The 25,753-nt window shown below is 71.6% G+C and carries 21 protein-coding genes; 5 read left to right on the top strand and 16 right to left on the bottom strand.

Annotated features, from left to right (window positions below):
• Nucleotides 1–304: 304 nt before the first annotated feature.
• Together rarD and AB0435_RS25715 are read left to right on the top strand one after the other, a co-directional pair.
• On the top strand, nucleotides 305–1,303 hold the full coding sequence (rarD, locus tag AB0435_RS25720) for an EamA family transporter RarD (protein ID WP_366428057.1): 999 nt from the start codon (nucleotides 305–307) through the stop codon (nucleotides 1,301–1,303).
• A 109-nt stretch (nucleotides 1,304–1,412) separates the two neighbouring features.
• Nucleotides 1,413–2,411, top strand: coding sequence for a M28 family metallopeptidase (locus tag AB0435_RS25715; protein WP_366005352.1), 999 nt, complete (start codon nucleotides 1,413–1,415; stop codon nucleotides 2,409–2,411).
• 254 nt (nucleotides 2,412–2,665) lie between these two features.
• Here AB0435_RS25715 and AB0435_RS25710 read toward each other — a convergent pair whose 3' ends face one another.
• The 6 genes from AB0435_RS25710 to AB0435_RS25685 all read right to left on the bottom strand — a co-directional run bounded on the left by AB0435_RS25710 (nucleotide 2,666) and on the right by AB0435_RS25685 (nucleotide 9,973).
• Nucleotides 2,666–3,553: an ABC transporter permease gene (locus tag AB0435_RS25710; protein ID WP_366005353.1), complete on the bottom strand. Its 888-nt coding sequence runs from the start codon at nucleotides 3,551–3,553 to the stop codon at nucleotides 2,666–2,668.
• Nucleotides 3,540–4,526: an ABC transporter ATP-binding protein gene (locus AB0435_RS25705; protein ID WP_366005354.1), complete on the bottom strand. Its 987-nt coding sequence runs from the start codon at nucleotides 4,524–4,526 to the stop codon at nucleotides 3,540–3,542. The genes AB0435_RS25710 and AB0435_RS25705 overlap by 14 nt, the downstream gene beginning before the upstream one ends.
• A gap of 70 nt (nucleotides 4,527–4,596) precedes the next feature.
• Complete coding sequence (locus tag AB0435_RS25700; protein ID WP_366005355.1) at nucleotides 4,597–5,835, bottom strand: DUF2092 domain-containing protein; 1,239 nt, start codon at nucleotides 5,833–5,835, stop codon at nucleotides 4,597–4,599.
• A gap of 408 nt (nucleotides 5,836–6,243) precedes the next feature.
• Complete coding sequence (locus tag AB0435_RS25695; RefSeq protein WP_366006536.1) at nucleotides 6,244–7,254, bottom strand: polyprenyl synthetase family protein; 1,011 nt, start codon at nucleotides 7,252–7,254, stop codon at nucleotides 6,244–6,246.
• Nucleotides 7,255–7,530: 276 nt separating this feature from the next.
• A complete protein-coding gene (locus AB0435_RS25690) occupies nucleotides 7,531–8,733 on the bottom strand; it encodes an NAD(P)-binding domain-containing protein (protein WP_366428056.1) in 1,203 nt (400 codons plus the stop codon).
• A gap of 40 nt (nucleotides 8,734–8,773) precedes the next feature.
• Nucleotides 8,774–9,973, bottom strand: coding sequence for an ATP-grasp domain-containing protein (locus tag AB0435_RS25685; protein WP_366006540.1), 1,200 nt, complete (start codon nucleotides 9,971–9,973; stop codon nucleotides 8,774–8,776).
• 384 nt (nucleotides 9,974–10,357) lie between these two features.
• On the opposite strand from AB0435_RS25685, the gene fahA reads away from it, so the two are divergent.
• The 3 genes from fahA (at nucleotide 10,358) to AB0435_RS25670 (ending at nucleotide 12,762) form a co-directional block, all read left to right on the top strand.
• On the top strand, nucleotides 10,358–11,533 hold the full coding sequence (gene fahA / locus AB0435_RS25680) for a fumarylacetoacetase (protein WP_366428055.1): 1,176 nt from the start codon (nucleotides 10,358–10,360) through the stop codon (nucleotides 11,531–11,533).
• Entirely contained in the window at nucleotides 11,530–12,183 is a 654-nt protein-coding gene (locus AB0435_RS25675) for a GPP34 family phosphoprotein (RefSeq protein WP_366428054.1), read from the top strand. Before fahA ends, AB0435_RS25675 begins: the two co-directional genes overlap by 4 nt.
• 72 nt (nucleotides 12,184–12,255) lie before the next feature.
• Nucleotides 12,256–12,762, top strand: a complete 507-nt coding sequence (locus tag AB0435_RS25670; protein WP_366428053.1) for a hypothetical protein — start codon at nucleotides 12,256–12,258, stop codon at nucleotides 12,760–12,762.
• 61 nt (nucleotides 12,763–12,823) lie between these two features.
• Here AB0435_RS25670 and nuoN read toward each other — a convergent pair whose 3' ends face one another.
• Genes nuoN through nuoE form a run of 10 tightly spaced genes read right to left on the bottom strand, consistent with a single transcriptional unit; the run spans nucleotide 12,824 to nucleotide 25,750 of the window.
• Nucleotides 12,824–14,476 carry an NADH-quinone oxidoreductase subunit NuoN gene (nuoN, locus tag AB0435_RS25665; protein WP_366006531.1) on the bottom strand — a complete coding sequence of 551 codons (1,653 nt, stop codon included), beginning with the start codon at nucleotides 14,474–14,476 and terminating at the stop codon, nucleotides 12,824–12,826.
• Nucleotides 14,473–16,095 carry an NADH-quinone oxidoreductase subunit M gene (locus AB0435_RS25660; RefSeq protein ID WP_366428052.1) on the bottom strand — a complete coding sequence of 541 codons (1,623 nt, stop codon included), beginning with the start codon at nucleotides 16,093–16,095 and terminating at the stop codon, nucleotides 14,473–14,475. Before AB0435_RS25660 ends, nuoN begins: the two co-directional genes overlap by 4 nt.
• A 2-nt stretch (nucleotides 16,096–16,097) precedes the next feature.
• Nucleotides 16,098–17,993 (bottom strand): NADH-quinone oxidoreductase subunit L, encoded by a 1,896-nt coding sequence (gene nuoL / locus AB0435_RS25655; RefSeq protein ID WP_366428051.1) that lies wholly within the window; start codon nucleotides 17,991–17,993, stop codon nucleotides 16,098–16,100.
• Between the two features lie 12 nt (nucleotides 17,994–18,005).
• Complete coding sequence (nuoK, locus tag AB0435_RS25650) at nucleotides 18,006–18,305, bottom strand: NADH-quinone oxidoreductase subunit NuoK (protein WP_361526258.1); 300 nt, start codon at nucleotides 18,303–18,305, stop codon at nucleotides 18,006–18,008.
• Nucleotides 18,302–19,132: an NADH-quinone oxidoreductase subunit J gene (locus AB0435_RS25645; protein WP_366006528.1), complete on the bottom strand. Its 831-nt coding sequence runs from the start codon at nucleotides 19,130–19,132 to the stop codon at nucleotides 18,302–18,304. The genes nuoK and AB0435_RS25645 overlap by 4 nt, the downstream gene beginning before the upstream one ends.
• Nucleotides 19,129–19,725 carry an NADH-quinone oxidoreductase subunit NuoI gene (gene nuoI / locus AB0435_RS25640; RefSeq protein ID WP_366428050.1) on the bottom strand — a complete coding sequence of 199 codons (597 nt, stop codon included), beginning with the start codon at nucleotides 19,723–19,725 and terminating at the stop codon, nucleotides 19,129–19,131. Before nuoI ends, AB0435_RS25645 begins: the two co-directional genes overlap by 4 nt.
• Entirely contained in the window at nucleotides 19,718–21,076 is a 1,359-nt protein-coding gene (gene nuoH, locus AB0435_RS25635; protein WP_366428058.1) for an NADH-quinone oxidoreductase subunit NuoH, read from the bottom strand. The genes nuoI and nuoH overlap by 8 nt, the downstream gene beginning before the upstream one ends.
• Nucleotides 21,077–21,111: 35 nt before the next feature.
• Complete coding sequence (locus tag AB0435_RS25630) at nucleotides 21,112–23,619, bottom strand: NADH-quinone oxidoreductase subunit G (RefSeq protein ID WP_366428049.1); 2,508 nt, start codon at nucleotides 23,617–23,619, stop codon at nucleotides 21,112–21,114.
• Nucleotides 23,616–24,995: an NADH-quinone oxidoreductase subunit NuoF gene (nuoF, locus tag AB0435_RS25625; protein ID WP_366428048.1), complete on the bottom strand. Its 1,380-nt coding sequence runs from the start codon at nucleotides 24,993–24,995 to the stop codon at nucleotides 23,616–23,618. The genes AB0435_RS25630 and nuoF overlap by 4 nt, the downstream gene beginning before the upstream one ends.
• Nucleotides 24,992–25,750, bottom strand: a complete 759-nt coding sequence (nuoE, locus tag AB0435_RS25620) for an NADH-quinone oxidoreductase subunit NuoE (RefSeq protein ID WP_366006538.1) — start codon at nucleotides 25,748–25,750, stop codon at nucleotides 24,992–24,994. Before nuoE ends, nuoF begins: the two co-directional genes overlap by 4 nt.
• Nucleotides 25,751–25,753 lie beyond the last annotated feature (3 nt).

Raw genomic sequence — 25,753 nt, 5'->3', positions numbered from 1 at the left:
GCAGCCTGTTGGCGATCCTCGTCGCTTCGCCGGCCAGGTCGTCGTCGAAACCCACGATCATCTCCATCTCCGCGACCGCCTCGTCGGCAAGCTCGCCCCCAGTTTCGGGAAGGGGCGGGGCTGGGGAACAAAGCCCGCCGCTGGGGGCACCTCCCAGCGGTAGCTGGGGGAGCAACGGACCCGCAGCCGGAAGGCCAAGGCGGAGCCAACGGCAAAGTCATGACCGTCATTCGATACGCACATGACACCGCCCCACCCACACCGCTACCTTCACAAGCGTCGCCGCAACACCCAGGAGCCGCCCGTGAAGACCGCCGAGAACGAGACCCGCACCGGCCTGCTGTGCAGCGTCGCCGCCTACACGATCTGGGGGCTCTTCCCCCTCTACTGGCCCCTGTTGGAGCCGGCCGGAGCCGGTGAGATCCTCGCCCACCGCATGGTGTGGTCGCTCGCGACCGTGCTCGTCGTGCTCACCGTGACCAAGCGCTGGGACTGGATACGGCCGCTGCTCCGGCAGCCGAAGCGGCTCGGGATGATCGCGCTCGGCGCGGGCCTGATATCCGTGAACTGGGGCGTCTACATCTGGGGCGTCAACTCCGGGCACGTCGTCGAGACGTCGATGGGCTACTTCTTCAACCCCCTGGTCAGCATCGCCTTCGGCGTCCTCGTGCTGCGCGAGCGGCTGCGGTCCCTGCAGTGGGTGGCGGTCGGGGTCGGCGCGGCCGCGGTCGTGGTCATGGCCGTCGCGTACGGGAAGCCGCCGTGGATCGCGCTGACGCTGGCCATCTCCTTCAGCACCTACGGCCTGGTCAAGAAGAAGGTCGGGCTGGGCGGCCTGGAGTCGATGGCGGCCGAGACGGCCGTGCAGTTCCTGCCCGCCCTCGGCTTCCTGCTGTTCCTGGGCGGAAGCGGCGGCAGCACGTACGCGAGCGAGGGCACCGGACACGCCCTGCTGCTGATGGGCACCGGCGCGATCACCGCCCTGCCGCTCATCTGCTTCGGCATCGCCGCCGTGCGGCTGCCGCTGTCGGTGATGGGGATGGTGCAGTACCTCGCGCCGGTCTTCCAGTTCGCCCTGGGCCTGCTGGTCTTCCACGAGTCGATGCCCGCGGAGCGGTGGGCGGGCTTCGCCCTGATCTGGCTGGCGCTGGCGCTGCTCACCTGGGACGCGCTGCGTACGGCCCGTACCGCCCGGGTCGCGCTGCGGGCCGCGCGGCGGAAGGCGGCGGCCAACGTTCACACAGAAATCACAGACGCCACACAGGCAACAGAAACACCTGAAGCCACAGCTCAGGGCCGGTAGGGCACGCCCGATATCCGGAAAGCGGTGTTCGGTGTCCGAAATCCGCCCTTGACTCCCCTCACAGGGGCCCCCAACATCATGGCCACGTCAAATGAGTCGGGAGCCCCCCATGCTTGAACTCCACGGACCGACCCGCAGACGCCGCGCCGTAGCCCTCCTGGCCACCGGCGCGGCCCTCGCCGCCACCCTCCTCGGCACGGCCTCCGGCGCGGCCGACGCGGTCCCCACCACCGCGACCGTCGCCGGAAGCACCTTCAGGACGAAGGCCGCCGCGCCCACCATCCCCGTCGCCAACGTCAAGGCCCACCTCAACCAGCTCCAGTCGATAGCCAACGCCAACAACGGCAACCGCGCGCACGGCCGCAGCGGCTACAAGGCGTCGCTCGACTATGTGAAGGGCAAGCTGGACGCCGCCGGATTCACCACCACCGTGCAGCAGTTCAGCGCCAACGGCGCCACCGGCTACAACCTCATCGCCGACTGGCCCGGTGGCGACACCGACCACGTCGTCTTCGCCGGCTCGCACCTGGACTCCGTCTCCGCGGGCCCCGGCATCAACGACAACGGCTCCGGCTCGGCCGGTGTCCTCGAAGTCGCCCTCGCCGTCGCCCGCGAGGGCTACAAGCCCGACAAGCACCTGCGGTTCGGCTGGTGGGGCGCCGAGGAGCTCGGCATGGTCGGGTCGCAGAACTACGTCGACAAGCTGTCCTCCGCCGACCGGTCAAAGATCGACGCCTATCTGAACTTCGACATGATCGGCTCGCCCAACCCCGGCTACTACGTCTACGGCTACGACTCCGGCCTCCAGAGCCTCTTCGAGAAGTGGTTCGCCGCGAAGAACATCGCCACCGAGGTCGACCACGAGGGCGACGGCCGCTCGGACCACGCGCCGTTCCAGAACGTCGGCATACCCGTCGGCGGGCTCTTCAGCGGGGCCGACTACATCAAGACCGACGACCAGGCGCAGAAGTGGGGCGGCACGGCGGGGCAGGCGTTCGACGCGTGCTATCACCGGTCGTGCGACACGTTTGCGAATCTGGACGACACGGCGCTCGGGACGAACACGGATGCGATCGCCGGGGCGGTCTGGTCTTTGAGCGGCTCGTAGGCAGCCGCCTGCGGCGGGCTTTTTCCCCTACCCGCCCCTTCCCGAACTGGGGGCAAGCCCCCAGACCCCGAAGCACGCTTCGCGCGCTGTCCTCAAGCGCCGGACGGGCTGGATATGCGGGCTACGGTCCGCACCATCCAGCCCGTCCGGCGTTTGAGGACACGCGGCGCAGCCGCGTTGGGGTCCGGGGTCTCCCCGGTTTCGGGAAGGGGCGGGGCTGGGGAAAAACCCGCCGCAGGCGCAAGCCGACCCGCTCACACCGCCACGTCACGCGCCGTGAACCTCGCCCAAGCCGCCGAGCCGAACACCGCCGCGTACAGCGCCTGAAGCCGCAGATTGTCCAGCAACTGGTCCCAGTACACCGGCTCCCGCAACAGATCCGAGAAGCTCAGCCAGTAGTGCGGGAAGAGATACGGCTGCACCGCGTGCAGCTGCGGGAACTGGTCGAGGATCTGGACCGTGATCAGCAGACCCACCGTCGTGGCCATGGCCGCGATGCCGCTGTTGGTGAGCGTGGAGACGAACAGGCCGACTGCCGCGACCCCGATCAGCGACAGCGCGACGACCCCGGCGATGGCCAGCGCGCGCAGCATCCCCTCCCCGAAGGACACGGTCGTCCCGCTGATGAGGGTGACCTCGCCCAGAGGGAAGAGCAGCGCCCCCACCGCCAGCGCGGAGAGGGTGACGATGAGGGTGGCCGCGAGGCAGAAGACCAGTGTCGACGCGTACTTGGCGCACAGCAGCCGGGTGCGTCCGGCGGGGGCGACGAGGAGATAGCGCAGGGTGCCCGAGTTCGCCTCCCCGGCTATGGAGTCGCCCGCGACCACGCCTATCGCCATCGGCAGGAAGAACGGCAGGGTCGCGGCGAGCGAGGTGAAGACGAGGAAGAGGCCGTTGTTGGTGACCTGGTTGATGAACGCCGGGCCGCCCCCGCCGCCCTCGTGACCGACCGTGCCACCGCCCCTGGTCTCGATCTTCACGGCGATGCCGACGAGCACCGGCACGGCCGCGAGCACGCCCAGCAGGGCGATCGTCCGCCACCGCCGGAACACCGTCCCCACCTCGCTGCGGAAGAGGGACAGCTGCCACAGCGGACTCACCGCCCGGGGCCCGGCCGCCGTCATGGTGTCAGCCCGCGACATCGAAGCCCTCCCCGGTGAGCGCCACGAACGCGTCCTCCAGCGAGGCGCGTTCGGTACCGAAGGCCCGGACCCGCACCCGGGCGTGGACGAGCGCGGCGCTGAGGTCCGCGAGGTCGGGCGGCGGGGTGCCCTCGGGCGGCTCCCCGGTGGGGAGTTCGCCGGTGACGCGGTCGTCCACGACGACGAGATCGGTCACGCCGTGCTCCTTGAGGACGCGCACGGCGTCCGCGGTGTCGGGGGTGGTGATGGCCAGCCGGCCACGCGTCGAGGAGGCGAGGTCCGCGACCGTGCCCTGGGTGAGCAGCCGCCCCTGGGCCATGACGGCGGCGTGAGTGCAGACCTGCTCGATCTCGTCCAGGAGGTGCGAGGAGAGGAAGATCGTGGTGCCCTCGGCGGCGAGCTCCCTGACGAGCCCACGGATCTCCCGCATGCCCTGCGGGTCCAGGCCGTTGGTCGGCTCGTCCAGGACGAGCAGTTCGCGCGGCTGGAGCAGGGCCGCGGCCAGCCCGAGGCGCTGCTTCATGCCCAGGGAGTACGCGCGTGCCTTCTTGCCGGCCGCGGCGACGAGCCCCACCCGGTCGAGCGCCGCGTCCACCCGGGCGGCACGGGTACGGGGATCGGCGGTCGGGTCGGCGGCGTCGAAGCGCACGAGGTTGTCGCGCCCGGACAGGAAGCCGTAGAGCGCCGGGCCCTCGATCAGCGCGCCCACCCGGGGCAGCACGCGGCGGGCGGCGCGCGGCATCGGCTCCCCCAGCACCTCGGCCGAGCCGGAGGTCGGCTCGATGAGCCCCATGAGCATGCGGATGGTGGTGGTCTTCCCCGAGCCGTTGGGCCCGAGGAAGCCGAAGACGCTCCCGCGCGGCACGGTGAGGTCGAGCCCGTCCACGGCGAGCTGGCCGCCGCGGTAGCGCTTGGTCAGGGAGCGGGTGTGGACGGCGGCGTCCGAAGACGCACGCCCGGAAGATCCTGGCACCCGTTCTCCTCTCGTCACACCGGTGCCGAGCACCCGCGGCCGGCCCCGTGGGACCGGCCGCGGGCCGTGCCTACTTCGCGGCCTTGATGAGCGCTTCCTTCGTCACCGCGCCCGCGTACACGTGGCCGTCGTCCGTCATCAGGACGTTGACGAGGCGGGTGCTGAAGACGTGGCCCGAGCCGAAGGGGCCCGAGACCTTGGTGCCGAGGGTGTCCAGGAGGGCACCGGCACCGCCGGCGTTCTTGCCGAGACCGCCCTTCGCGCCCTTGGCGTCCTTGACGCCCTTGGTCTCGCCGGCCGGCATCTTGAACTGGGCGATGGACGTCCAGCTCTTGCCCACCACGTCGAGGCCCGACAGCTCGGCCGGGGTGCCCTTGTGGTCCCGCTGCTGTCCCGCGCCCTCGGCCTTGTCCTCGGTGACCTTGGCGCCCTTGGGCGGCGTGAAGTCGAAGGTCTTCGCACCCGGTTTGGCGAAGTCCACCTTGGTGAAGGCCGCGTCGATCGCCGCCTTGCCGCCTCCCTTCGGAGAGAGCGTGAACTTCAGCGGCACACCGGTCTTGGCGTCCACCGCGATCCGGACCGCGTCCACCGTCGACTCCTGGGCCTTCGGCTTGACGACCAGCTGATAGGCGTCCCGCCCGGCCACCTTGGCCGTGCCGTCGACCGAGACCGCCGTCGAGTCGTCCACGGCGGCGAGGGCCTTCTTGGCCAGCTCCTGCGGCGACGCGCCCTTCAGCTCCGCCGGGCCCCCGTGTACCCCTTCATGGCCGCCGTCGCCCTTGCCGCGCGGGGCGGTGGAGTGGTGGACGGTGTTGCTGCCGCTGTCGTACGCCCAGACCTGGTCGCCGTTGCGGATCACGCTGTACTCCGCCGCGGACTCGACGATCGACACGCGCTGCTTGTCGGGGCCGTCGACGGCGACCCGCAGCGTGTGCGAACCCGAGGCGAGCTCGGTGAGCTTGGCCTGCGGGGAGACGTCCGCGCCGCCCGCCTTCCCGCCATGGCCCGCGCCCAGGGAGCCGAGCGAGGCGCCGCCCGGCAGCGACGGCAGGCCCAGGTCGGTGGTCACCTTCACCGAGCCGGACATCTGCTGCACGTCCGACTTGGCGACCTTGGCTATCAGGTCCTCCGCGCTGATCTTCGGCAGATCGGGGTCACCGCTCTTGGCCAGCGCCGGGACGAGCCCGATCGTGGCCGCCGCGAGGCCCGCCACCGCGACCGGAACGGCGTAGCGGACCGCTTTGCGGCGCCCCGGCGAGCGGGGGCCTTCCGGGCTCTCGGTGCCCTGGGTCGGTTCATTCCGTGCCATCAGCCATTACCTCCGTCGTCGGCGCCCCCCGGGCCGCTTCTCATTGTGGCCCTGCCGCTGGTTGGTGGAGCAGTGTCAATTCTGCTCAATGCGCTGCGGTCCGGCATCAGCCGACGGGAGCAACTCCGCGTACCTCTTGGGTATGACGGGGTGTTGGTGCGGGTTGCTGGCGCCTGCGGCGGGCTTTGTTCCCCAGCCCCGCCCCTTCCCGAAACTGGGGGCAAGCCCCCAGACCCCGAAGCACGCTTCGCGCGCTGTCCTCAAACTCCCCCAGCTACCGCTGGGAGGTGCCCCCAACGGGCTGGGCATGCGGGCTACGGTCCGCACCATCCAGCCCGTCCGGCGATTGAGGACGCGCCCGCAGGGCGCTCCCGCCGCAGGCGGCAGCGAACCCGCACCCAACCCCGGTCAACCAGCCCGGTGCACGACCGCGTCGCAGAGGTCTTCCAGAGCCGACTTCGCGAAACCCTCCGGCAGGGGGGCCAGGATCGCGCGGGCCTCCTCCGCGTAGCGCACCGTGTCGCGTCGCGCCTGCTCCAGCGCCGGGTGGGCGCGCAGGCGGCGCAGCACCTCGGCGTGCACGGCGTCGTCGGTGAGGTCGCCGTCGAGGAGCTCGCACAGCCGGCGGTCCTCCGCCGAGCCGCTCGCGGCCGCCTGGGCACGCAGGTGCAGCACCGGCAGCGTGGGGATGCCCTCGCGCAGGTCCGTGCCGGGCGTCTTGCCGGACTCGTGGGAGTCGCTGGCGATGTCGAGGACGTCGTCGGCGAGCTGGAAGGCGATGCCGAGCCGCTCGCCGTAGTGGGTGAGGATGTCGACGGTGTGCTCGTCGGCGCCGGACATCATCGCGCCGTACCGCCCGGAGACGGCGATCAGCGAGCCGGTCTTGCCCGCGAGCACGTCGAGGTAGTGCTCGATGGGGTCGCGGCCGTCGCGCGGACCGGCCGTCTCCAGGATCTGACCGGTGACCAGCCGCTCGAACGCCTCGGCCTGGATGCGGACGGCCTCCGGGCCCAGGTCGGCGAGGATGTACGAGGCCCTGGAGAAGAGGAAGTCCCCGGTGAGGACGGCCACGGAGTTGCCCCAGCGGGCGTTGGCGCTGTCGACGCCGCGCCGCACCTCCGCCTCGTCCATGACGTCGTCGTGGTAGAGCGTGGCCAGGTGGGTGAGCTCGGCGACGACGGCCGAGGGCACGATGCCCGGGGCGTGCGGGTCGCCGAACTGCGCGGCGAGCATCACCAGCAGCGGGCGGAACCGCTTGCCGCCGGCCCGGACGAGGTGCTGGGCCGCCTCGGTGATGAAGGGCACGTCGCTCTTGGTGGCCTCCAGGAGGCCCTCCTCGACGGCGGCCAAACCGGCCTGGACATCGGCTTCAAGAGCCTGGTCCCGCACGTTCAGCCCAAAAGGCCCGACGACGGTCACGAGGGGTACTCCTGTCTGCCTGCGAACACGGGGATTGTCGATGTGTCGCTGTCTCCACCGAAAGTCAGCGTATCCGGTCGGCTGTCGATCACCGTGGGCGCCTTCCCGGTCGACCGGACGTGTGCCCCGTTATGTACTCGCTCATCCCCCGGCGGCGGGCCTCCCGGCCCCTTGACACGGGCCCCTGCCGCGACCCGGCCACCCGTCGTCCGGCGACGGAAGGGTCCGGTTCCGGCCACTCCCGGAACCGGACCCGTCCGGCGGCGCGACCCCGCCTCACGAAAGGGCGCCCACCGCCTTCGCCAGCCGTGGCGACGCGTACTCCGTGCCGCAGACGAACCGCATCACCGGCCCGTAGCTCGCCGCCGCCGGGAGGCCCGTGAAGAACAGGCCCGGGACCGACGAGTGGTAGCCGGGGCCCAGCCGGGGGCCGCCCGCGCCGACCGCGAGCCTGGTCCGCAGGCCGTGGCCGAGGAAGTCGAGGGCGGCCAGGTCGACGTGATAGCCGGTCGCCGCGAGGACGTGGTCCGCGGCGAGCTCCCCCTCGGTGGACCCGTCGGGCCCGGCGAGGGCCAGCACCGGACGGCCGTCCTCCACCCTGGCCCTGACGATGTTCTTGCCCTCCGTGACCCGCACCCGGCCGATGAAGCGGTCCCGCAGCCACCAGGCGCCGAGCGGCCCGAGCACCCGCTGGACGAGGTATTTCCGGGCCGGCGCCGGGAGCTTGCGGAAGCCGTCCGCGTAGTACGAGAACGCGTACAGCGACCAGGCCCGCCCGAACGGGGTGTCCGGCTTCAGCGGCGACTGCCCGTCCGGCGCCGCCCCGAAGCGCACCGCGCCCCGGCGCCGCGCGAGCACCCGCACCGACGCGGCCCCGCCGTCCGCCAGCAGCACGGCGCTCTCCAGCGCCGACTGCCCGGCGCCGACGACCACGACGTCGCGCCCGGCGAACCGCGAGAGGTCCTCGTGCTGCGAGCTGTGCGAGACGGGGCCGCTCGCCGACGGGCCGTCCGGCACGGCCGCGGCCAGCTCGGCCGGCAGCCGCGCGAACCCGCTGAGCCCGGTCGCGACGACCACGGCGCGGGCCGCGAACTGCTCGCCGGAGTCCAGCTTCAGCTCGAAGCCGCTGGACCGGCGGTCCACGGACACCACCCGCACCTGCTCCAGGTCCGGCACCAGGCGCTCCTGGAACCACAGGCCGTAGCGGGCGAAGGTCTCGACCGGGATGGCGTCCCAGTCCGATTCGTACCGCCGCTCCCCCACGTCACGGCAGAAGTCGAGCAGCGTGTGCCCCGGTTGGGGCGCGTCGATGCTCGACGCCACCGGGGTGGACTTCAGCAGCATTCCGGCGGGCATGTGCTCCCGCCAGCTCACCATCGGCGAACCGAAGACACGGGTCGCTATGCCGTGTGCCCTCAGGTGGGCGGCGGTCGACAGTCCGTACGGACCGGCACCGATCACTACAACGGGAAGTGTCACGAGTCCCCTCCCAGGGCGTTGCTTGCTCGACTTGCTCGACTTACTCGGAGAGAGCGGCGGCACGCCTGGAGCGCCACAGCTGCCAGAGGTGCCGAACGCCCGGCCTGACGAACCGGGCGAGCATGGTGAAGAACGGCTTCATGTCGTCCCGGGCGGCCCAGGCCAGCTCCGTGCCGCTCGCCCGCGCGGGCGCGTGCGGGGTGGTGTAGCCGCTGCGGCGGTAGGCGGCGAGGGCCGGCAGGTCGATGTTCTCGACGACGAACCGGCGGCCCGCGAGCTGCTCCCCCTCGGGGACCTTGAGCCCGGTCAGGTCGAGGTGCTGGGCGCGGACGACGTCCACGCCCGCCTCGCTCTCGAAGAGGCGGAACTGGGCGCCCATCCGGGGGTTGAAGTCCAGGAGTTTGTAGCGGCCGTCACGCCGGTCGAAGCGCCAGTCCAGGTCGATGATCCCGCTGAAGCCGATCTGTTTGATGAACTGGGCCGCCATATCGGCCAGTTCGGGGTTGTCGACGACGTACGCGTTGGCCGTCATGCCCGCGTGCGGCGGCCAGGAGCGCACCTTGACGCCGGTGAACATCGCGAGCGGGGTGCTCTCCGCGTCGAAATACGCGTGCACGATCCAGTCCTCGGCCTGCTCGCGGGGGAGGTATTCCTGGAGGATCACCCCGGGCGAGGGGCCCCAGCCGCGCGCCAGGGCCAGCAGTTCGCGGGGGCCGGCGATCCGGGTGGTGCCGTGCACGGCGGGCCTGCGGCGCCGCTCGAACGCCTCGCGGTTCTTCGCCACCAGCGGGAAGCGGGCGCGCGCCGCGTACTCCTCGATCTCCTCGTACGAGGAGGGGAAGAGGGCCTCCGGGGAGGGCACCCCGTGCTCCACGCAGAGCTCGTGCAGCCCCTGCTTGCTCGCGAGACGGCGGGGCAACTCCCGGTCCACCGACGGGAAGAGGAAGCTCTCCGACAACTGCTCGGCGTGCTCGGCGACGAGGACGGCCGCCTCCTCGTCGGTGGGCAGCAGCACGGCGGGGCGGCCGATGGACCGGCCGATGTCCAGCAGCCCCTCGACGAGCTCCTCGGGGCGCTCGCGACCCGTGGTCGGCCAGACGAAACCACCACGCAGATAACGGGATACGGCGGCGGGGGTCCAGCGGTCCTCGGTGATGGCGTACATCGGGATCCCGAGTCTGCCGAGGCTGCGGATGGCGCCGACCCCGCCGTGGTGCAGGGGGTAGTCGCCGATCTTCATGATGAGCCCCGGAACGGACCGGTCCGCCGCGATGGGCGTGTGCCTGCTCGCCACCAGCATCCCCCTTGGCCACTCAGCCGCAGCGGCCCCCCACTGTGCGTGACCTGATTAAGGACGCTACTTCGGAATTACCGCTTCCAGCAAGGAATTACCGGACATTGCTCGCCCTTTAGTGAGCGGTCGGACAGCGGTTCGGGCGCGCTCGCCGGAGGCCGTTCCGAGCCGGTGCGGACGGCGTTCGAAGCGGTGCTCACCCCCTGTCCGCGCGCGCGGCGCGCACGCCCCTCACCACCCCTTTCGGTCACCCCTTGCCTGGTGGCCGCCAGCACGTAATGTGGGCACGGACGGTCACCAGACGTCCTGGAGAGAGCGAGGCAGCGTCCCATGCCCCAGCACAGCCCCCGCGAGCTTCCCGAAGGCGACCCCTTCGGCGCGGCCACCCTCCCGTACGGCGTCTTCACGACGCCCGACGCCCCGGAGCGCCGCCGGATCGGCGTCCGCCACGGCGCACACGTCCTCGACGCCGCCGCGGCCGCCGCCGCGCACGGCTCGGCGTACGCGGAGCTGCTGGACCGGCCGACGCTCAACCCCCTGCTCGCCGCGGGCCGCTCCGCGTGGCAGGGCGTCCGCGCGGAGATCCGCGGCTGGCTGGACGGGGAGCACTTCCACCCGCTGGACGAGGTGACGCTGCACCTGCCCTTCGAGGTCGCCGACTACGTCGACTTCTACGCCAGCGAGCACCACGCCACCAACGTCGGCCGCATCTTCCGGCCCGACGGCGACCCGCTCACCCCCAACTGGAAGCACCTGCCGATCGGTTACCACGGCCGGGCCGGCACGGTCGTGGTCTCCGGCACCGACGTGATCCGCCCCCAGGGGCAGCGGCGGACGCCGGACGGGCCGGTGTTCGGACCGTCGACGCGCCTCGACATCGAGGCCGAGGTCGGCTTCGTCGTCGGCACGCCCGCGCCGCCGAACACCCCGGTGCCCCTCGGCGACTTCCGCGAGCACGTCTTCGGCGTGTGCCTGGTCAACGACTGGTCGGCGCGCGACATCCAGGCGTGGGAGTACGTTCCCCTGGGCCCGTTCCTCGGCAAGTCCTTCGCGACGTCCGTCTCGGCCTGGATCACCCCGCTCGACGCCTTCGACGAGGCGCGCACCGCGCCGCCGGAGCGCACCCACCCGCTGCTGCCCTACCTCGACGACTCCGCGGCGGAGCCGGGCGGCATCGACCTGCGCATCGAGGTGACGATCAACGGCGAGACGGTCTCCCGGCCGCCCTTCGCCTCCATGTACTGGACGGCGGCCCAGCAGCTCGCCCATATGACCGTCAACGGCGCCTCGTTGCGCACCGGCGACCTCTTCGCGTCCGGCACGGTCAGCGGGCCCGACCCCGACCAGCGCGGCTGCCTGCTGGAGCTCACCGAGGGCAAGGGCCCCTGGCTGGAGGACGGCGACGAGGTCACCCTCACCGCCTGGGCTCCCGGACCGGACGGCGCCCGCATCGGCCTCGGCGAGGTCACCGGCAGGATCACCCCGGCGCGCACGTCCGGGTCATGACCGGCCGCGCCGCCTCGGACCTCACGCTGCCCGAGGAACTGCTGCTGCTCTCCTTCGATCCGGCCACCGGACGCAGGCTGTGCCGGCATCGCTTCCTCCAGTACGGCGTGGCCGGGGCGGTGCTCGTCGAACTGGAGCTGGCCGGGCGGATAGTGGAGGAGCACGGCCGCCCCACGGTGACCAACCCCGCGCCCCCGCGGGACCCCCTGCTGGCCGCGGCCTTCGCCACGCTGCCCGAGCCCGGCAAGGGCCGGGCCGGCCGGGGGCCCCGGGCGACCTCCTGGGTGCGCCGCACCTCGCGCGGCCTGGAGGAGCCCTGGCTGCGGCGGCTGGTGGAGCGGGGCGCGCTGCGCCCCGAGCGTGTGAAGGTGCTCGGCCTCTTCCCCGGTACGCGCTTCCCCGCGGGGTCCGCCGAGCGGACCACCGAGGCCCGTGAGCACTTGGCCGCGGCCGTCCGTACGGGCTTCGCCGAGCCGCGCGGCCGCGCCCTGGCCGCCCTCCTCGCCGCCACCGGCGCGGCCCGCCGCCTCTGCCCCGGCCCCGGCGGGCGGCCGACGCGCAGGGCGATGCGGCAGCTGGTGCGCGCGGAGTGGCCGGCGTTCGCGGTGTGGCGCAACGTGCAGCGCGACCGGTCCGCGGACGGCGGCTGACGCCCCTCCGGAGCGGTGGATCAGGACTGCTAATTTGTCGTGTCCAGATCCACTACGGAGGAGCGAGCGCACGTGCGCAAGGCAGTACAGATCACGGGGGCGGCGATCATCGCCGCTGTGCTGATGACCGGTTGCGGCAGCCAGAGCGACGACGGGGACAAGAACAAGTCCGCCTCACCGCCGCCTTCCGCGCCGGCCAAGCCCGCGGACCCGGCCGCCCAGGCCCCGGCCAAGGGCGGCACCGTCAAGGCCGCCGACCTCAAGGGTGGCTGGTCGAAGGGGAAGCTGATGGACAAGAGCATGCTGATCCTGTCCTTCTCCGGGAACATGGTGATGCTGAGCGGGAAGACGGCCTGCTCCGGCACCGTCGTCGACAGCACCCAGCCGGTCACCATCGACATCACCCACTGCCAGGACGGCAGCACCGAATACACCAAGGGCACCGTCAAGAGCGTGGACGCCAAGACGCTCACGGTGGCGTGGGCCTCCGGCAAGGAGGACGTCCTCACCAAGGCCGTGGACGCGGACGGCAAGCCCGCCGTCCCGGTGCCGGGCGCACCGGGCAAGCTCGGAGGCTGACACACACCGCTGCCCGGCACCCCCACGGGGTGCCGGGCAGCGCGTCCGCCGCCTCCGGCGGCTACCGCACGAACACCCCCGCCTGGCCCGCCAGATCGAGGAAGTACTGCGGGGCGACACCGAGGACGAGCGTGACCGCCACCCCGACTGCGATCGCCGTCGAAGTGAGGGCGCTGGGCACGGCCACGGTCGGCCCGTCGGCCTTCGGCTCGCTGAAGAACATCAGCACGATCACCCGGATGTAGAAGAACGCGGCGATCGCCGAGGACAGCACACCGACGATGACCAGCGGCGCCGCGCCGCCCTGCGCCGCCGCCTTGAAGACCGCGAACTTCCCGGTGAAGCCGCTGGTCAGCGGGATGCCCGCGAAGGCGAGCAGGAAGACCGCGAAGACGGCCGCGACCAGGGGCGAACGGCGGCCGAGACCGGCCCACTTGGACAGGTGCGTCGCCTCGCCGCCCGCGTCGCGCACCAGCGTCACCACCGCGAAGGCGCCCAGGGTCACGAAGGAGTACGCCGCCAGATAGAAGAGGACGGAGGAGACCCCGTCCGGGCTGACGGCGATGACACCGGCGAGGATGAACCCGGCGTGCGCGATCGAGGAGTAGGCGAGGAGCCGCTTCACATCCGTCTGGGTGACGGCGACGATCGCGCCCACCAGCATGGTGATGATCGCGACGCCCCACATCACCGGGCGCCAGTCCCAGCGCAGCCCCGGCAGGACCACGTACAGCAGGCGCAGCAGCGCGCCGAAGGCGGCGACCTTGGTGGCGGCGGCCATGAAGCCCGTCACCGGTGTGGGGGCGCCCTGATAGACGTCGGGGGTCCACATGTGGAAGGGCACCGCGCCCACCTTGAACAGCAGCCCCATCAGCACCAGCGCCCCGCCGATCAGCAGCAGCGCGTCGTTGCCCGTGGTCGAGGCGAGGGCGGGGTCGACCGTCCTGACCGTGCCGTCGATCACGTCGGCGATCCCGGCGTACGTGACGGTGCCTGCGTAGCCGTAGAGCAGCGCCACCCCGAACAGCAGGAAGGCCGAGGAGAAGGCGCCGAGCAGGAAGTACTTGACCGCCGCCTCCTGGGACAGCAGCCGCTGGCGGCGGGCGAGCGCGCACAGCACGTACAGCGGGAGGGAGAAGACCTCCAGCGCGATGAAGAGGGTCAGCAGGTCGTTCGCGGCGGGGAAGACGAGCATGCCCGCGACCGCGAAGAGCGCGACGGGGAAGATCTCGGTGGTGGTGAACCCCGCCTTGACGGCGGCCTGTTCGGCCTCGCCGCCCGGCACGGCGGCGCCCTGCGCGACGAAGGAGTCGACGTGCCTGCCGTGCGCCTTCGGGTCCAGCCGCCGCTCGGCGAAGGTGAACACCGCGATCAGCGAGACCAGGAGAATGGTCCCCTGGAGGAACAGCGCCGGGCCGTCGACGGCGACGGCGCCCATGGCGGCGGCGTGCGCCTTGCCGGTGCCGTAGCCTCCGGCGGCCAGGGCGACGACGGCGGCGAACGCGGCGACGAGGCCGAGGGCGCTCAGCACGGTCTGCGCCGGATAGCGCAGGCGGCGCGGCAGGAACGCCTCCACGAGGACGCCGAGGACGGCGGCGCCGAGGACGATCAGCGTCGGTGACAGCTGGGCGTACTCGATATGGGGAGCCGGGATCTTCTTCGCCGGGTCGGCCGACATCGTCCACAGGCTGTGGACGAATGCTGCGTGACTCACTTCGCGGCCTCCACATCGTTCGTCGGGGAAGTCGGCACTTGGGGCTTGGGATCGACCTTGTGCACCTGCGACATCGTCCGGCCGACCGCCGGGTCGATGATCTGCGTCAGCGGCTTGGGGTAGACGCCGAGGAAGAGCAGCAGGGCGATCAGCGGGCCGACGACGACCAGTTCGCGCACCTTGAGGTCCGGCATGCCCCTGACGGGCTCCCGCACCGGGCCGGTCATCGTGCGCTGGTAGAGCACCAGGACGTACAGCGCGGCGAGGACGATGCCCAGCGTCGCGACGATCCCGGCCGCCGGATAGCGGCTGAAGGTGCCGACCAGGACCAGGAATTCGGAGACGAAGGGCGCGAGGCCCGGCAGCGAGAGCGTGGCCAGGCCGCCCACCAGGAACGTCCCCGCGAGGACGGGCGCGACCTTCTGCACCCCGCCGTAGTCGGCGATGAGCCGGGACCCGCGGCGGGAGATCAGGAAGCCCGCGACCAGCATCAACGCGGCTGTGGAGATGCCGTGGTTGACCATGTAGAGCGTCGCGCCGCCCTGGCCCTGGGTGGTCATCGCGAAGATGCCGAGGATGATGAAGCCGAAGTGCGAGATCGACGCGTAGGCGATCAGCCGCTTGATGTCCCGCTGGCCGACCGCGAGCAGCGCCCCGTAGAGGATGCCGATCACCGACAGCACGATGATCACCGGGGTCGCCCACTTCGACGCCTCGGGGAACAGCTGGAGGCAGAAGCGGAGCATCGCGAAGGTGCCGACCTTGTCGACCACCGCGGTGATCAGCACGGCGACGGGCGCGGTGGCCTCGCCCATGGCGTTGGGCAGCCAGGTGTGCAGCGGCCACAGCGGGGCCTTCACCGCGAAGGCGAAGAAGAAGCCGAGGAACAGGGCCCGTTCGGTGACGGTCGCGATGTGCAGCCTGCCGTCCGCCCGCGCCTGGACGATCTCCTGGAGGGAGAAGGTGCCGGTGCCGAGCTGGTGCGCGGTGACGGCGTAGAGCCCGATGACGGCGGCCAGCATGATGAGCCCGCCGACGAGGTTGTAGAGCAGGAACTTCACGGCCGCGTACGAGCGCTGGGCCGCCGTCTCCTCCTCGGTCCGGCCGCCCGCCCGGTCGCCGAAGCCGCCGATGAGGAAGTACATCGGGATCAGCATGGCTTCGAAGAAGATGTAGAAGAGGAAGACGTCGGTGGCCTCGAAGGAGATCACCACCATCGCCTCGACCATCAGGATCAGCGCGAAGAAGCCCTGGGTGGGCCGCCAGCGCCGGTTGGGCGAGGGCCCTTCGAGCGGGTCGGCGTCATGCCAGCCGGCCAGCATCACGAAGGGGATCAGCAGCGCGGCCAGGGCGATCAGCACCACGGCGATGCCGTCGACGCCGAGGTCGTAGCGCACCCCGAAGTCCTTGATCCAGGCGTGCGACTCGGTCAGCTGGAACGGCTTCCCGGAGTCCGGGTCGAACCGGGCCAGTTGCACACCCGCCAGCGCGAGCGTGGCCAGCGCGAAGCCCAGCGCGAGCCATTTGGCGGCCGTGCGGCGCGCGGCCGGGACGGCGGCGGTCACGACCGCGCCGGCCGCGGGCACCGCGGCCGTGACCGTCAGCAGGGGAAAAGACATGATCAGACCGCCCTCATCAGCAGGGTCGCGGCGATGAGCAGGGCCGCACCGCCGAACATCGAGACCGCGTACGACCGCGCGTAGCCGTTCTGGAGCCTGCGCATCCGGCCCGAGAGCCCGCCCACGGAGGCGGCCGTGCCGTTGACCACGCCGTCGACCAGCGTGTGGTCGGCGTAGACCAGGCTGCGGGTGAGGTGCTCACCGCCGCGGACCAGCACGACGTGGTTGAAGTCGTCCTGGAGCAGGTCGCGCCGGGCGGCCCGGGTGAGCACGTTCCCGCGGGGTGCCGTGACGGGGACGGGCCCGCGTCCGTACTGCGCCCAGGCGAGCGCCACCCCGAGGACGAGGACGGCCATGGTGCCGATCGTGACGGTGAGCGCGCTGACGGGGGAATGGCCCTCCGCGTGCCCGGTGACCGGCTCCAGCCACTTCAGGAAGGTGTCGTTGATGCTGAACAGCCCACCGGCGAAGACCGATCCGACAGCCAGGATCACCATGGGGATCGTCATGGTGCGCGGCGACTCGTGCGGGTGCGGGGCGTTGCCCTCCGCGTCTGGCTGCCAGCGCTTCTCGCCGAAGAAGGTCAGGATCATCACGCGCGTCATGTAGTACGCCGTGATGGCCGCGCCCAGCAGGGCCGCGCCGCCGAGGATCCAGCCCTCGGTGCCGCCCTTGGCGAAGGCGGCCTCGATGATCTTGTCCTTGGAGAAGAAGCCGGACAGGCCGGGGAAGCCGATGATGGCCAGATAGCCGAGGCCGAAGGTGACGAAGGTGACCGGCATGTACTTCCGCAGGCCGCCGTAACGCCGCATGTCGACCTCGTCGTTCATGCCGTGCATCACCGATCCGGCGCCGAGGAAGAGCCCCGCCTTGAAGAAGCCGTGGGTCACCAGGTGCATGATCGCGAAGACATAGCCGACGGGGCCGAGCCCGGCGGCGAGGATCATGTAGCCGATCTGGGACATCGTCGAGCCCGCCAGGGCCTTCTTGATGTCGTCCTTCGCGCAACCGACGATCGCACCGAAGAGGAGCGTCACCGCGCCCACCGTGACGACCGCGGTCTGGGCGTCCGGCGCCGCGTTGAAGATCGCGCCGGAGCGGGTGATCAGATAGACGCCCGCGGTCACCATCGTCGCCGCGTGGATGAGGGCCGAGACCGGTGTCGGGCCCTCCATCGCGTCGCCGAGCCAGGACTGGAGCGGCACCTGGGCGGACTTGCCGCACGCGGCGAGCAGCAGCATCAGCCCGACGGCCGTCAGCTTGCCCTCCCCCGCGCCCGCCGCGTGCCCGAGGACCGGGCCGAAGGCGAAGGAGCCGAACGTGGTGAACATCAGCATGATCGCGATGGACAGGCCCATGTCGCCGACGCGGTTGACGAGGAACGCCTTCTTGGCGGCGGTGGCCGCGCTCGGCTTGTGCTGCCAGAAGCCGATCAGCAGATACGACGCGAGGCCGACGCCCTCCCAGCCGACGTACAGCAGGAGGTAGTTGTCGGCGAGGACGAGCAGCAGCATCGCGGCGAGGAAGAGGTTCAGATAGCCGAAGAAGCGGCGCCGCCGCTCGTCGTGCTCCATATAGCCGACCGAATAGAGGTGGATCAGCGTGCCCACCCCCGTGATCAGCAGGACGAAGGTCATGGACAGCTGGTCCAGCTGGAAGCCCACGTCCGCGCGGAAGCCGCCGACCGGCACCCAGCTGAAGAGGTGCGAGGTGAGCGTGCGGTCCTCGCGGCCCTTGCCGAGCAGATCGGCGAAGAGCACCACGCCGATGGCGAAGGACACCGCCGCGAGCAGCGTGCCGATCCAGTGCCCGGCGCGGTCCAGCCGGCGGCCGCCGCACAGCAGCAGGCCCGCGCCCAGCAGGGGTGCCGCGACGAGCAGTCCGATGAGGTTCTCCACGTCAGCGTCCCCTTACAGCTTCAGCAGGGCGGCGTCGTCGACCGAGGCCGAATGGCGGGAGCGGAAGACCGACACGATGATCGCGAGGCCGATCACGACCTCGGCGGCGGCCACCACCATCGTGAAGAAGGCGATGATCTGGCCGTCCAGATTGCCGTGCAGCCGGGCGAAGGTGACGAACGCCAGGTTGCAGGCGTTCAGCATCAGCTCGACGCACATGAAGACGACGATCGCGTTCCGCCGGATGAGCACACCGGCGGCACCGATGGTGAACAACACGGCCGCCAGATAGATGTAGTTGACCGGGTTCACTTCCTGGCCTCCTTCGCGTCCTCGCCGCGGCCGCGGCCGACCCACTCCGCGGACCGCTGCTCCAGGGCCGCCAGCTCCTCCAGCGCCTCGCCGGAGACGTCGCGGATCTGGCCGCGGGAGCGCAGCGTCGGATTGACGGTGAGCTCGGCGGGGGTGCCGTCGGGCAGCAGGCCGGGGACGTCCACGGCGTTGTGCCGGGCGTAGACACCGGGGGCGGGCAGCGGCGGCAGCTGCTTGCCCGCGCGCACCCGCTCCTGGGAGCGCTCGCGCTGGCCGGGGGCCTTCTCGGTGCGCTCCCGGTGGGTGAGGACCATCGCCCCGACGGCCGCGGTGATCAGCAGCGCGCCGGTGATCTCGAAGGCGAAGACGTACTTGGTGAAGATGAGCGCCGCGAGCCCCTGCACATTGCCGCCGGAATTGGCCTGGCCGAGCCCGGTGAAGTCCTTCAGTGAGGCGTTGGCGATGCCCGCGACCAGCAGGATGCCGAAGCCGAGCGCGCAGAGTCCGGCGAGCCGGCGCTGGCCCTTGATGGTCTCCTTCAGGGAGTCGGCGGCGGTGACGCCGACGAGCATGACCACGAAGAGGAAGAGCATCATGATGGCGCCGGTGTAGACCACGATCTGGACGACGCCCAGGAAATAGGCGCCGTTGGCGAGATAGAACACCGCGAGCACGATCATGGTGCCGGCGAGCGACAGGGCGCTGTGCACGGCCTTCTTCATCAGCACCGTGGACAGCGCGCCGATGACGGCGACCGTGCCCAGCAGCCAGAACTGCACGGCCTCACCGGTGGAGGCCATGCCCGCGGCGGCGAGGGGGGCGCTCATGCCGTCCCCTCCCCCGACTGCGCGGCGGCGGTCTCCGGCGGCTGCTCGCCCTTGGAGACGGCCACTTGCCGCTCCGTCCCCGGCGCGGCCTCCGTCACCAGACCGCGGTAGTAGTCCTTCTCGGTCATGCCGGGGAAGATCGCGTGGGGGGTGTCGACCATGCGGTCCTCCAGGCCCGCGAGCAGCTCCTCCTTGGTGTAGATGAGCGATTCGCGGCTGGAGTCGGCCAGTTCGTACTCATTGGTCATGGTCAGCGCCCGGGTGGGGCACGCCTCGACGCACAGGCCGCAGAGGATGCAGCGGAGGTAGTTGATCTGATAGACGCGGCCGTAGCGCTCGCCGGGCGAATAGCGCTCCTCGTCGGTGTTGTCCGCGCCCTCGACGTAGATCGCGTCCGCCGGGCAGGCCCAGGCGCACAGCTCGCAGCCGATGCACTTCTCCAGCCCGTCCGGGTGCCGGTTGAGCTGGTGGCGGCCGTGGAAGCGTGGCGCGGTGTGCTTCTTCTCCTCCGGATACTGCTCGGTCAGCCGCTTCTTGAACATGGCCTTGAAGGTCACGCCGAAGCCGGCCACGGGGTTCTGGAAGTCAGGCACCCTCGCCCTCCTTTCCGTCTCGGGGACCGTCACTCACAGTATTGACCCCGCCACTGACAATGAGCTCGCGCTCCTGGCGCGACGGCCTGCGCGGCACGGGCGGCAGGGTCTGGCCGGGCAGCGGGGGCACGGGGAAACCGCCCGCCATCGGGTCGAACTCCCCTTGCGGAGCAGCCCCTTCCGCCTCCTCGGCACCTTCAGCGTCCCGCTCCGCCTTGGCGCCGCGGTCGCGGAAGACGTCGGTCACGAAGGACAGCAGGAGGATCGCGACGACCGCGCCGCCCACGTAGAGCACGATGCGCTGGAAGTCGTAGTGCTCGTTGCGCATGGCCCGGACGGCGGCGACGAGCATCAGCCACACCATCGAGACCGGGATGAGGACCTTCCACCCCAGCTTCATGAACTGGTCGTAGCGCAGCCGCGGCAGGGTGCCGCGCAGCCAGATGAAGAAGAACAGCAGCAGCTGGAGCTTGACGACGAACCACAGCATCGGCCACCAGCCGTGGTTCGCCCCCTCCCAGAACGCCGAGACGGGGTACGGGGCCCGCCAGCCGCCCAGGAACAGCGTCACCGCGACGGCCGAGACCGTGACCATGTTGACGTACTCGGCGAGCATGAACATCGCGAACTTGATGGAGGAGTACTCGGTGTTGAAGCCGCCGACCAGGTCGCCCTCGGACTCCGGCAGGTCGAACGGCGCCCGGTTGGTCTCCCCGACCATCGCCACGATGTAGATGATGAACGAGACCGGCAGCAGCAGGACGTACCACCGGTCGTGCTGCGCGTCCACGATCGCCGAGGTCGACATCGACCCGGAGTAGAGGAAGACCGCCGCGAAGGAGACGCCCATCGCGATCTCGTACGAGATCATCTGGGCGCACGACCGCAGGCCGCCGAGCAGCGGATAGGTCGAGCCGGAGGACCAGCCCGCGAGGACGATGCCGTAGATGCCCACCGACGCGGTGGCGAGGATGTAGAGCACGCCGATCGGCAGGTCGGTGAGCTGCATCGTGGTGCGGTGGCCGAAGATCGAGATCTCGTTGCCCGCCGGGCCGAAGGGGATCACGGCGATCGCCATGAAGGCCGGGATCGCCGCGACCACGGGCGCCAGGATGTAGACGACCTTGTCGGCCCGCTTGACGACCACGTCCTCCTTGAGCATCAGCTTGATGCCGTCCGCGAGGGACTGGAGCATGCCCCAGGGGCCGTGCCGGTTGGGGCCGATGCGCAGCTGCATCCACGCGACGACCTTGCGTTCCCAGACGATCGAGAACAGCACCGTCAGCATGACGAACGCGAAGCAGAAGACGGCCTTGACGACGATCAGCCACCACGGGTCCCGGCCGAACATCGACAGGTCCTCGGCGGCCAGTGCGTATGCCTTCACTACCGTGCCTCCGGTGTCTCGGTTCCGGTGCCGTCACCGGCGGCAGCGGCGATGCGTACGAGCTCGCCGGGGCGGGCGCCGGTGCCGTCGGTGACCCCGGTTCCCACGGAGTTGAGCGGGAGCCACACCACCCGGTCCGGCATGGGGGTGATCAGCAACGGCAGCCGCACGCTCCCGGCCGGGCCGGTCACGGCCAGCACGTCGCCGTCGCGCGCCCCCGCCTCGGCGGCGGTCGCGGCGGAGAGCCGGGCGACCGCGGCGTGCCGCGTACCGGCGAGCGCCTCGTCGCCCTCCTGGAGGCGCCCCTGGTCGAGGAGCAGCCGGTGGCCCGCGAGCACGGCCTCACCGGCGCCGGGCGGCGACAGCGGGCGCCCCGGCTCGGCGGGGTCGGCCGCGTGGGCGCCGTCCCAGGGGCCGAGGCGGTCCAGCTCCGTCCGCGCGGCGTCGACGTCCGGCAGGGCGAGGGCCACGCCCATCGCGTCGGCCAGCATGTGCAGCACCCGGACGTCCGGCGGCACATGATGACGCGTCAGCTGATCGAGCTTGATGGCGACCTCGAAGGGGCGGGCACGGCCCTCCCAGTTGAGGAACGTGCCCGCCTTCTCCTCGACCGCCGCGACCGGCAGCACCACGTCCGCCCGTTCCGTCACCTCGCTCGGCCGCTGCTCCAGGCTCACCAGGAAGCCGATGCCGTCCAGCGCGGCACGCGCGCGTGCCGGGTCCGGCAGGTCCGCGACCTCCACCCCGCCCACCAGCAGGGCGCCCAGCTCGCCGGTGGCCGCGGCCTCGACGATCTGGCCGGTGTCCCGGCCGGTGCCGCGCGGCAGGCCGGCCACCCCCCAGGCGGCCGCCGTCTCCTCGCGCGCCCGCGGGTCGGTGGCCGGGCGGCCGCCGGGCAGCAGGCCGGGCAGCGCGCCCGCCTCGATCGCGCCCCGCTCGCCGGCCCGGCGCGGGATCCACACCAGGCGCGCCCCGGTGGCACCCGCGGCCGCCAGGGCCGCGGTCAGCGCGCCCGGCACGGCCGCCAGCCGCTCGCCGACGACGATCACCGAGCCGTCCGCGCGCAGCGCCCCGGCCGCCGCCTGCCCGGCGGCATCCAGCCCGGTGGCGTCCGCCAGCGCCCGCAGCCACTCCGGCTCCGTGCCCGGCGCGGCGGGCAGCAGCGTGCCACCCGCCTTCAGCAGACCGGGAGTTGTGTGCGTGGCGAGGGAGAAGACGCGCTGCCCATGCTTGCGGTGCGCCTTGCGCAGCCGCAGGAAGACGCCGGGCGCCTCCTCCTCCGCCTCGAACCCGGCGAGCAGCACGGCGGGCGCCTGCTCCAGCGTCCGGTACGTGACCCCCGTGCCGTCCAGGTCCCGGCCCCGCCCGGCGACCCGCGCCGCGAGGAAGTCGGCCTCCTCGGCGCTGTGCGTACGCGCCCGGAAGTCCACGTCGTGCGTGTCGAGGGCGACGCGCGCGAACTTGGCGTAGGCGTAGGCGTCCTCGACCGTCAGCCGCCCGCCCGTCAGCACGCCCGCCCGGCCGCGCGCGGCGGCCAGCCCACGGGCCGCCGCCGCCAGCGCCTCGGGCCAGCTCGCGGGCTCCAGGGTGCCCCCGGCGCCGCGCACCAGCGGGGTGGTGAGCCGGTCCGGGCGCCGCGCGTAACGGAACGCGAAGCGGCCCTTGTCGCACACCCACTCCTCGTTGACCTCCGGATCGTCGGCCGCGAGGCGGCGCATCACCTTGCCGCGCCGGTGGTCCGTGCGCGTCGCGCAGCCGCCCGCGCAGTGCTCGCACACCGACGGCGAGGAGACGAGGTCGAAGGGCCGGGAGCGGAAGCGGTACGCCGCCGAGGTGAGCGCGCCCACCGGGCAGATCTGGATGGTGTTGCCGGAGAAGTACGACTGGAACGGCACGTCCTCGCCGGTGCCCACCTGCTGGAGCGCGCCCCGCTCCAGCAGCTCGATCATCGGGTCGCCCGCGATCTGCTGGGAGAAGCGGGTGCAGCGCGCGCACAGCACGCAGCGCTCGCGGTCGAGGAGCACCTGGGTGGAGATCGGCACCGGCTTCTCGAAGGTCCGCTTGCGGCCCTCGAAGCGGGAGTCGGCCTGTCCGGCGGACATCGCCTGGTTCTGCAGCGGGCACTCGCCGCCCTTGTCGCAGACGGGGCAGTCGAGCGGGTGGTTGATGAGCAGCAGCTCCATCACGCCGCGCTGCGCCTTCTCGGCGACGGGCGAGGTGAGCTGGGTCCGTACGACCATGCCGTCGGTGCAGGTGATGGTGCAGGACGCCATCGGCTTGCGCTGGCCCTCGACCTCGACGATGCACTGCCGGCAGGCCCCGGCGGGGTCGAGCAGCGGGTGGTCGCAGAACCGCGGGATCTCGATGCCGACGAGCTCGGCGGCGCGGATGACCAGCGTCCCCTTGGGCACGGAGAGCGCGATGCCGTCGATGGTGACGGAGACCAGGTCGTCCGGGGGCACCGCCGCGTTCCCTCCCCCGGAGGAAGCCGGCGTGGTGACGGTCATGCGGATACCTCCTGGTGGTTCCCGTCCGCCCACGCCGTGGACTTCGCGGGGTCGAAGGGGCAGCCCTTCCCCTTGATGTGCTGTTCGTACTCCGCGCGGAAGTACTTCAGCGAGGAGAAGATCGGGCTCGCGGCGCCGTCACCGAGCGCGCAGAAGGACTTGCCGTTGATGTTGTCGGCGATGTCGGACAGCTTGTCCAGGTCCGTCATGCGGCCCCGCCCGGCCTCGATGTCACGGAGCAACTGCACGAGCCAGTACGTGCCTTCGCGGCAGGGCGTGCACTTGCCGCAGGACTCGTGGGCGTAGAACTCGGTCCACCGGGTGACGGCCCGCACCACGCAGGTCGTCTCGTCGAAGCACTGGAGCGCCTTGGTGCCGAGCATGGATCCGGCGGCACCCACCCCCTCGTAGTCCAGGGGGACGTCGAGGTGCTCCTCGGTGAGCAGCGGGGTCGAGGAGCCGCCCGGGGTCCAGAACTTGAGCCGGTGGCCGGGGCGCATGCCGCCGCTGATGTCGAGGAGCTGGCGCAGGGTGATGCCGAGCGGCGCCTCGTACTGCCCGGGGCCCGCGACATGGCCGCTGAGGGAGTAGAGCGTGAAGCCCGGGGACTTCTCGCTGCCCATCGAACGGAACCATTCCTTGCCCCGGTTGAGGATCGCGGGAACCGACGCGATGGACTCGACGTTGTTCACCACAGTGGGGCAGGCGTAGAGACCCGCCACCGCGGGGAAGGGGGGCCGCAGCCGGGGCTGGCCGCGCCGCCCTTCGAGGGAGTCGAGGAGGGCCGTCTCCTCACCGCAGATGTAGGCGCCCGCCCCCGCGTGCACGGTGACGTCGAGGTCGAGCCCGCTGCCGAGGACGTCCCGGCCGAGGTAGCCCGCGTCGTACGCCTCGCGCACGGCCTCGTGCAGCCGCCGCAGCACGGGGACGGTCTCGCCGCGCAGATAGATGAAGGCGTGCTGGGAGCGGATCGCGTAACAGGCGATCAGCATGCCCTCGATGAGGGCGTGCGGATTGGCGAAGAGGAGGGGGATGTCCTTGCAGGTGCCCGGTTCCGACTCGTCCGCGTTGACGACGAGGTAGTGCGGCTTGCCGTCGCCCTGGGGGATGAACTGCCACTTCATCCCGGTCGGGAAGCCCGCGCCGCCCCTGCCGCGCAGCCCGGAGTCCTTCACATAGGCGATCACGTCGTCGGGGGTCATCGCCAGGGCCTTGCGCGCGCCCGCGTAGCCCTCGTGCCGCAGATAGGTGTCCAGCGTCCAGGACCGCGGCTGGTCCCAGAAGGCGCTGAGCACGGGCGCGAGCAGCTTCTCGGGGTCGGCCCCTCCCCCGGCCGTGGGCCGGGGGGTCCCACCGTTCGCGGGTGCCATGGTCATTCCTCCCCCTCCTCGGTGTGCTCCGCGGGCCCCGGCCCGTGCGCGGCTCCGTCCGGCGCGGGCGCTCCGCGCGGCGGGCCGACGTGGGCGGCCGGGGCTCCGCCCCTGGCCAGGCGCAGGCCCGCGAGGGTGGCGGGCCCGGCGGCACCGGACGCCTCCACGGCGCCCGGTCGCGGATCGGGGAAGCCGGCCAGGATGCGGGCCGTCTCCTTGTAGGTGCACAGGGGCGCGCCGCGGGTCGGCTCCACCCGGCGCCCGGCACGCAGGTCGTCGACGAGGGCCTTGGCGCTCTGAGGGGTCTGGTTGTCGAAGAACTCCCAGTTGACCATCACCACGGGCGCGAAGTCGCAGGCCGCGTTGCACTCGATGTGTTCGAGGGTGACCTTGCCGTCGTCCGTGGTGCCGCCGTTGTCGACGCCCAGGTGGCGGCGCAGGGCGTCGAAGATGGCGTCACCGCCCAGCACCGCGCACAGCGTGTTGGTGCAGACGCCGACCTGGTAGTCGCCGCTCGGCCCGCGGCGGTACATCGAGTAGAAGGTCGACACCGCCGTGACCTCGGCGACGGTCAGTTCGAGCACCTCGGCGCAGAAGCGCAGGCCGGTGCGGGTGACGTGCCCCTCCTCGGCCTGGACGAGGTGCAGCAGGGGCAGCAGCGCGCTGCGGCTGTCGGGATAGCGGGCGATCACCTCCTTGGCATCGGCCTCCAGCCGGGCCCGTACATCGGCGGGGTAATCGGGAGCGGGGAGTTGTGGCATCCC

The sequence above is a fragment of the Streptomyces sp. NPDC051173 genome, from assembly GCF_040689515.1.
Lineage (GTDB): Bacteria > Actinomycetota > Actinomycetes > Streptomycetales > Streptomycetaceae > Streptomyces.
This window is presented reverse-complemented; position numbering and strand designations above follow the sequence as displayed.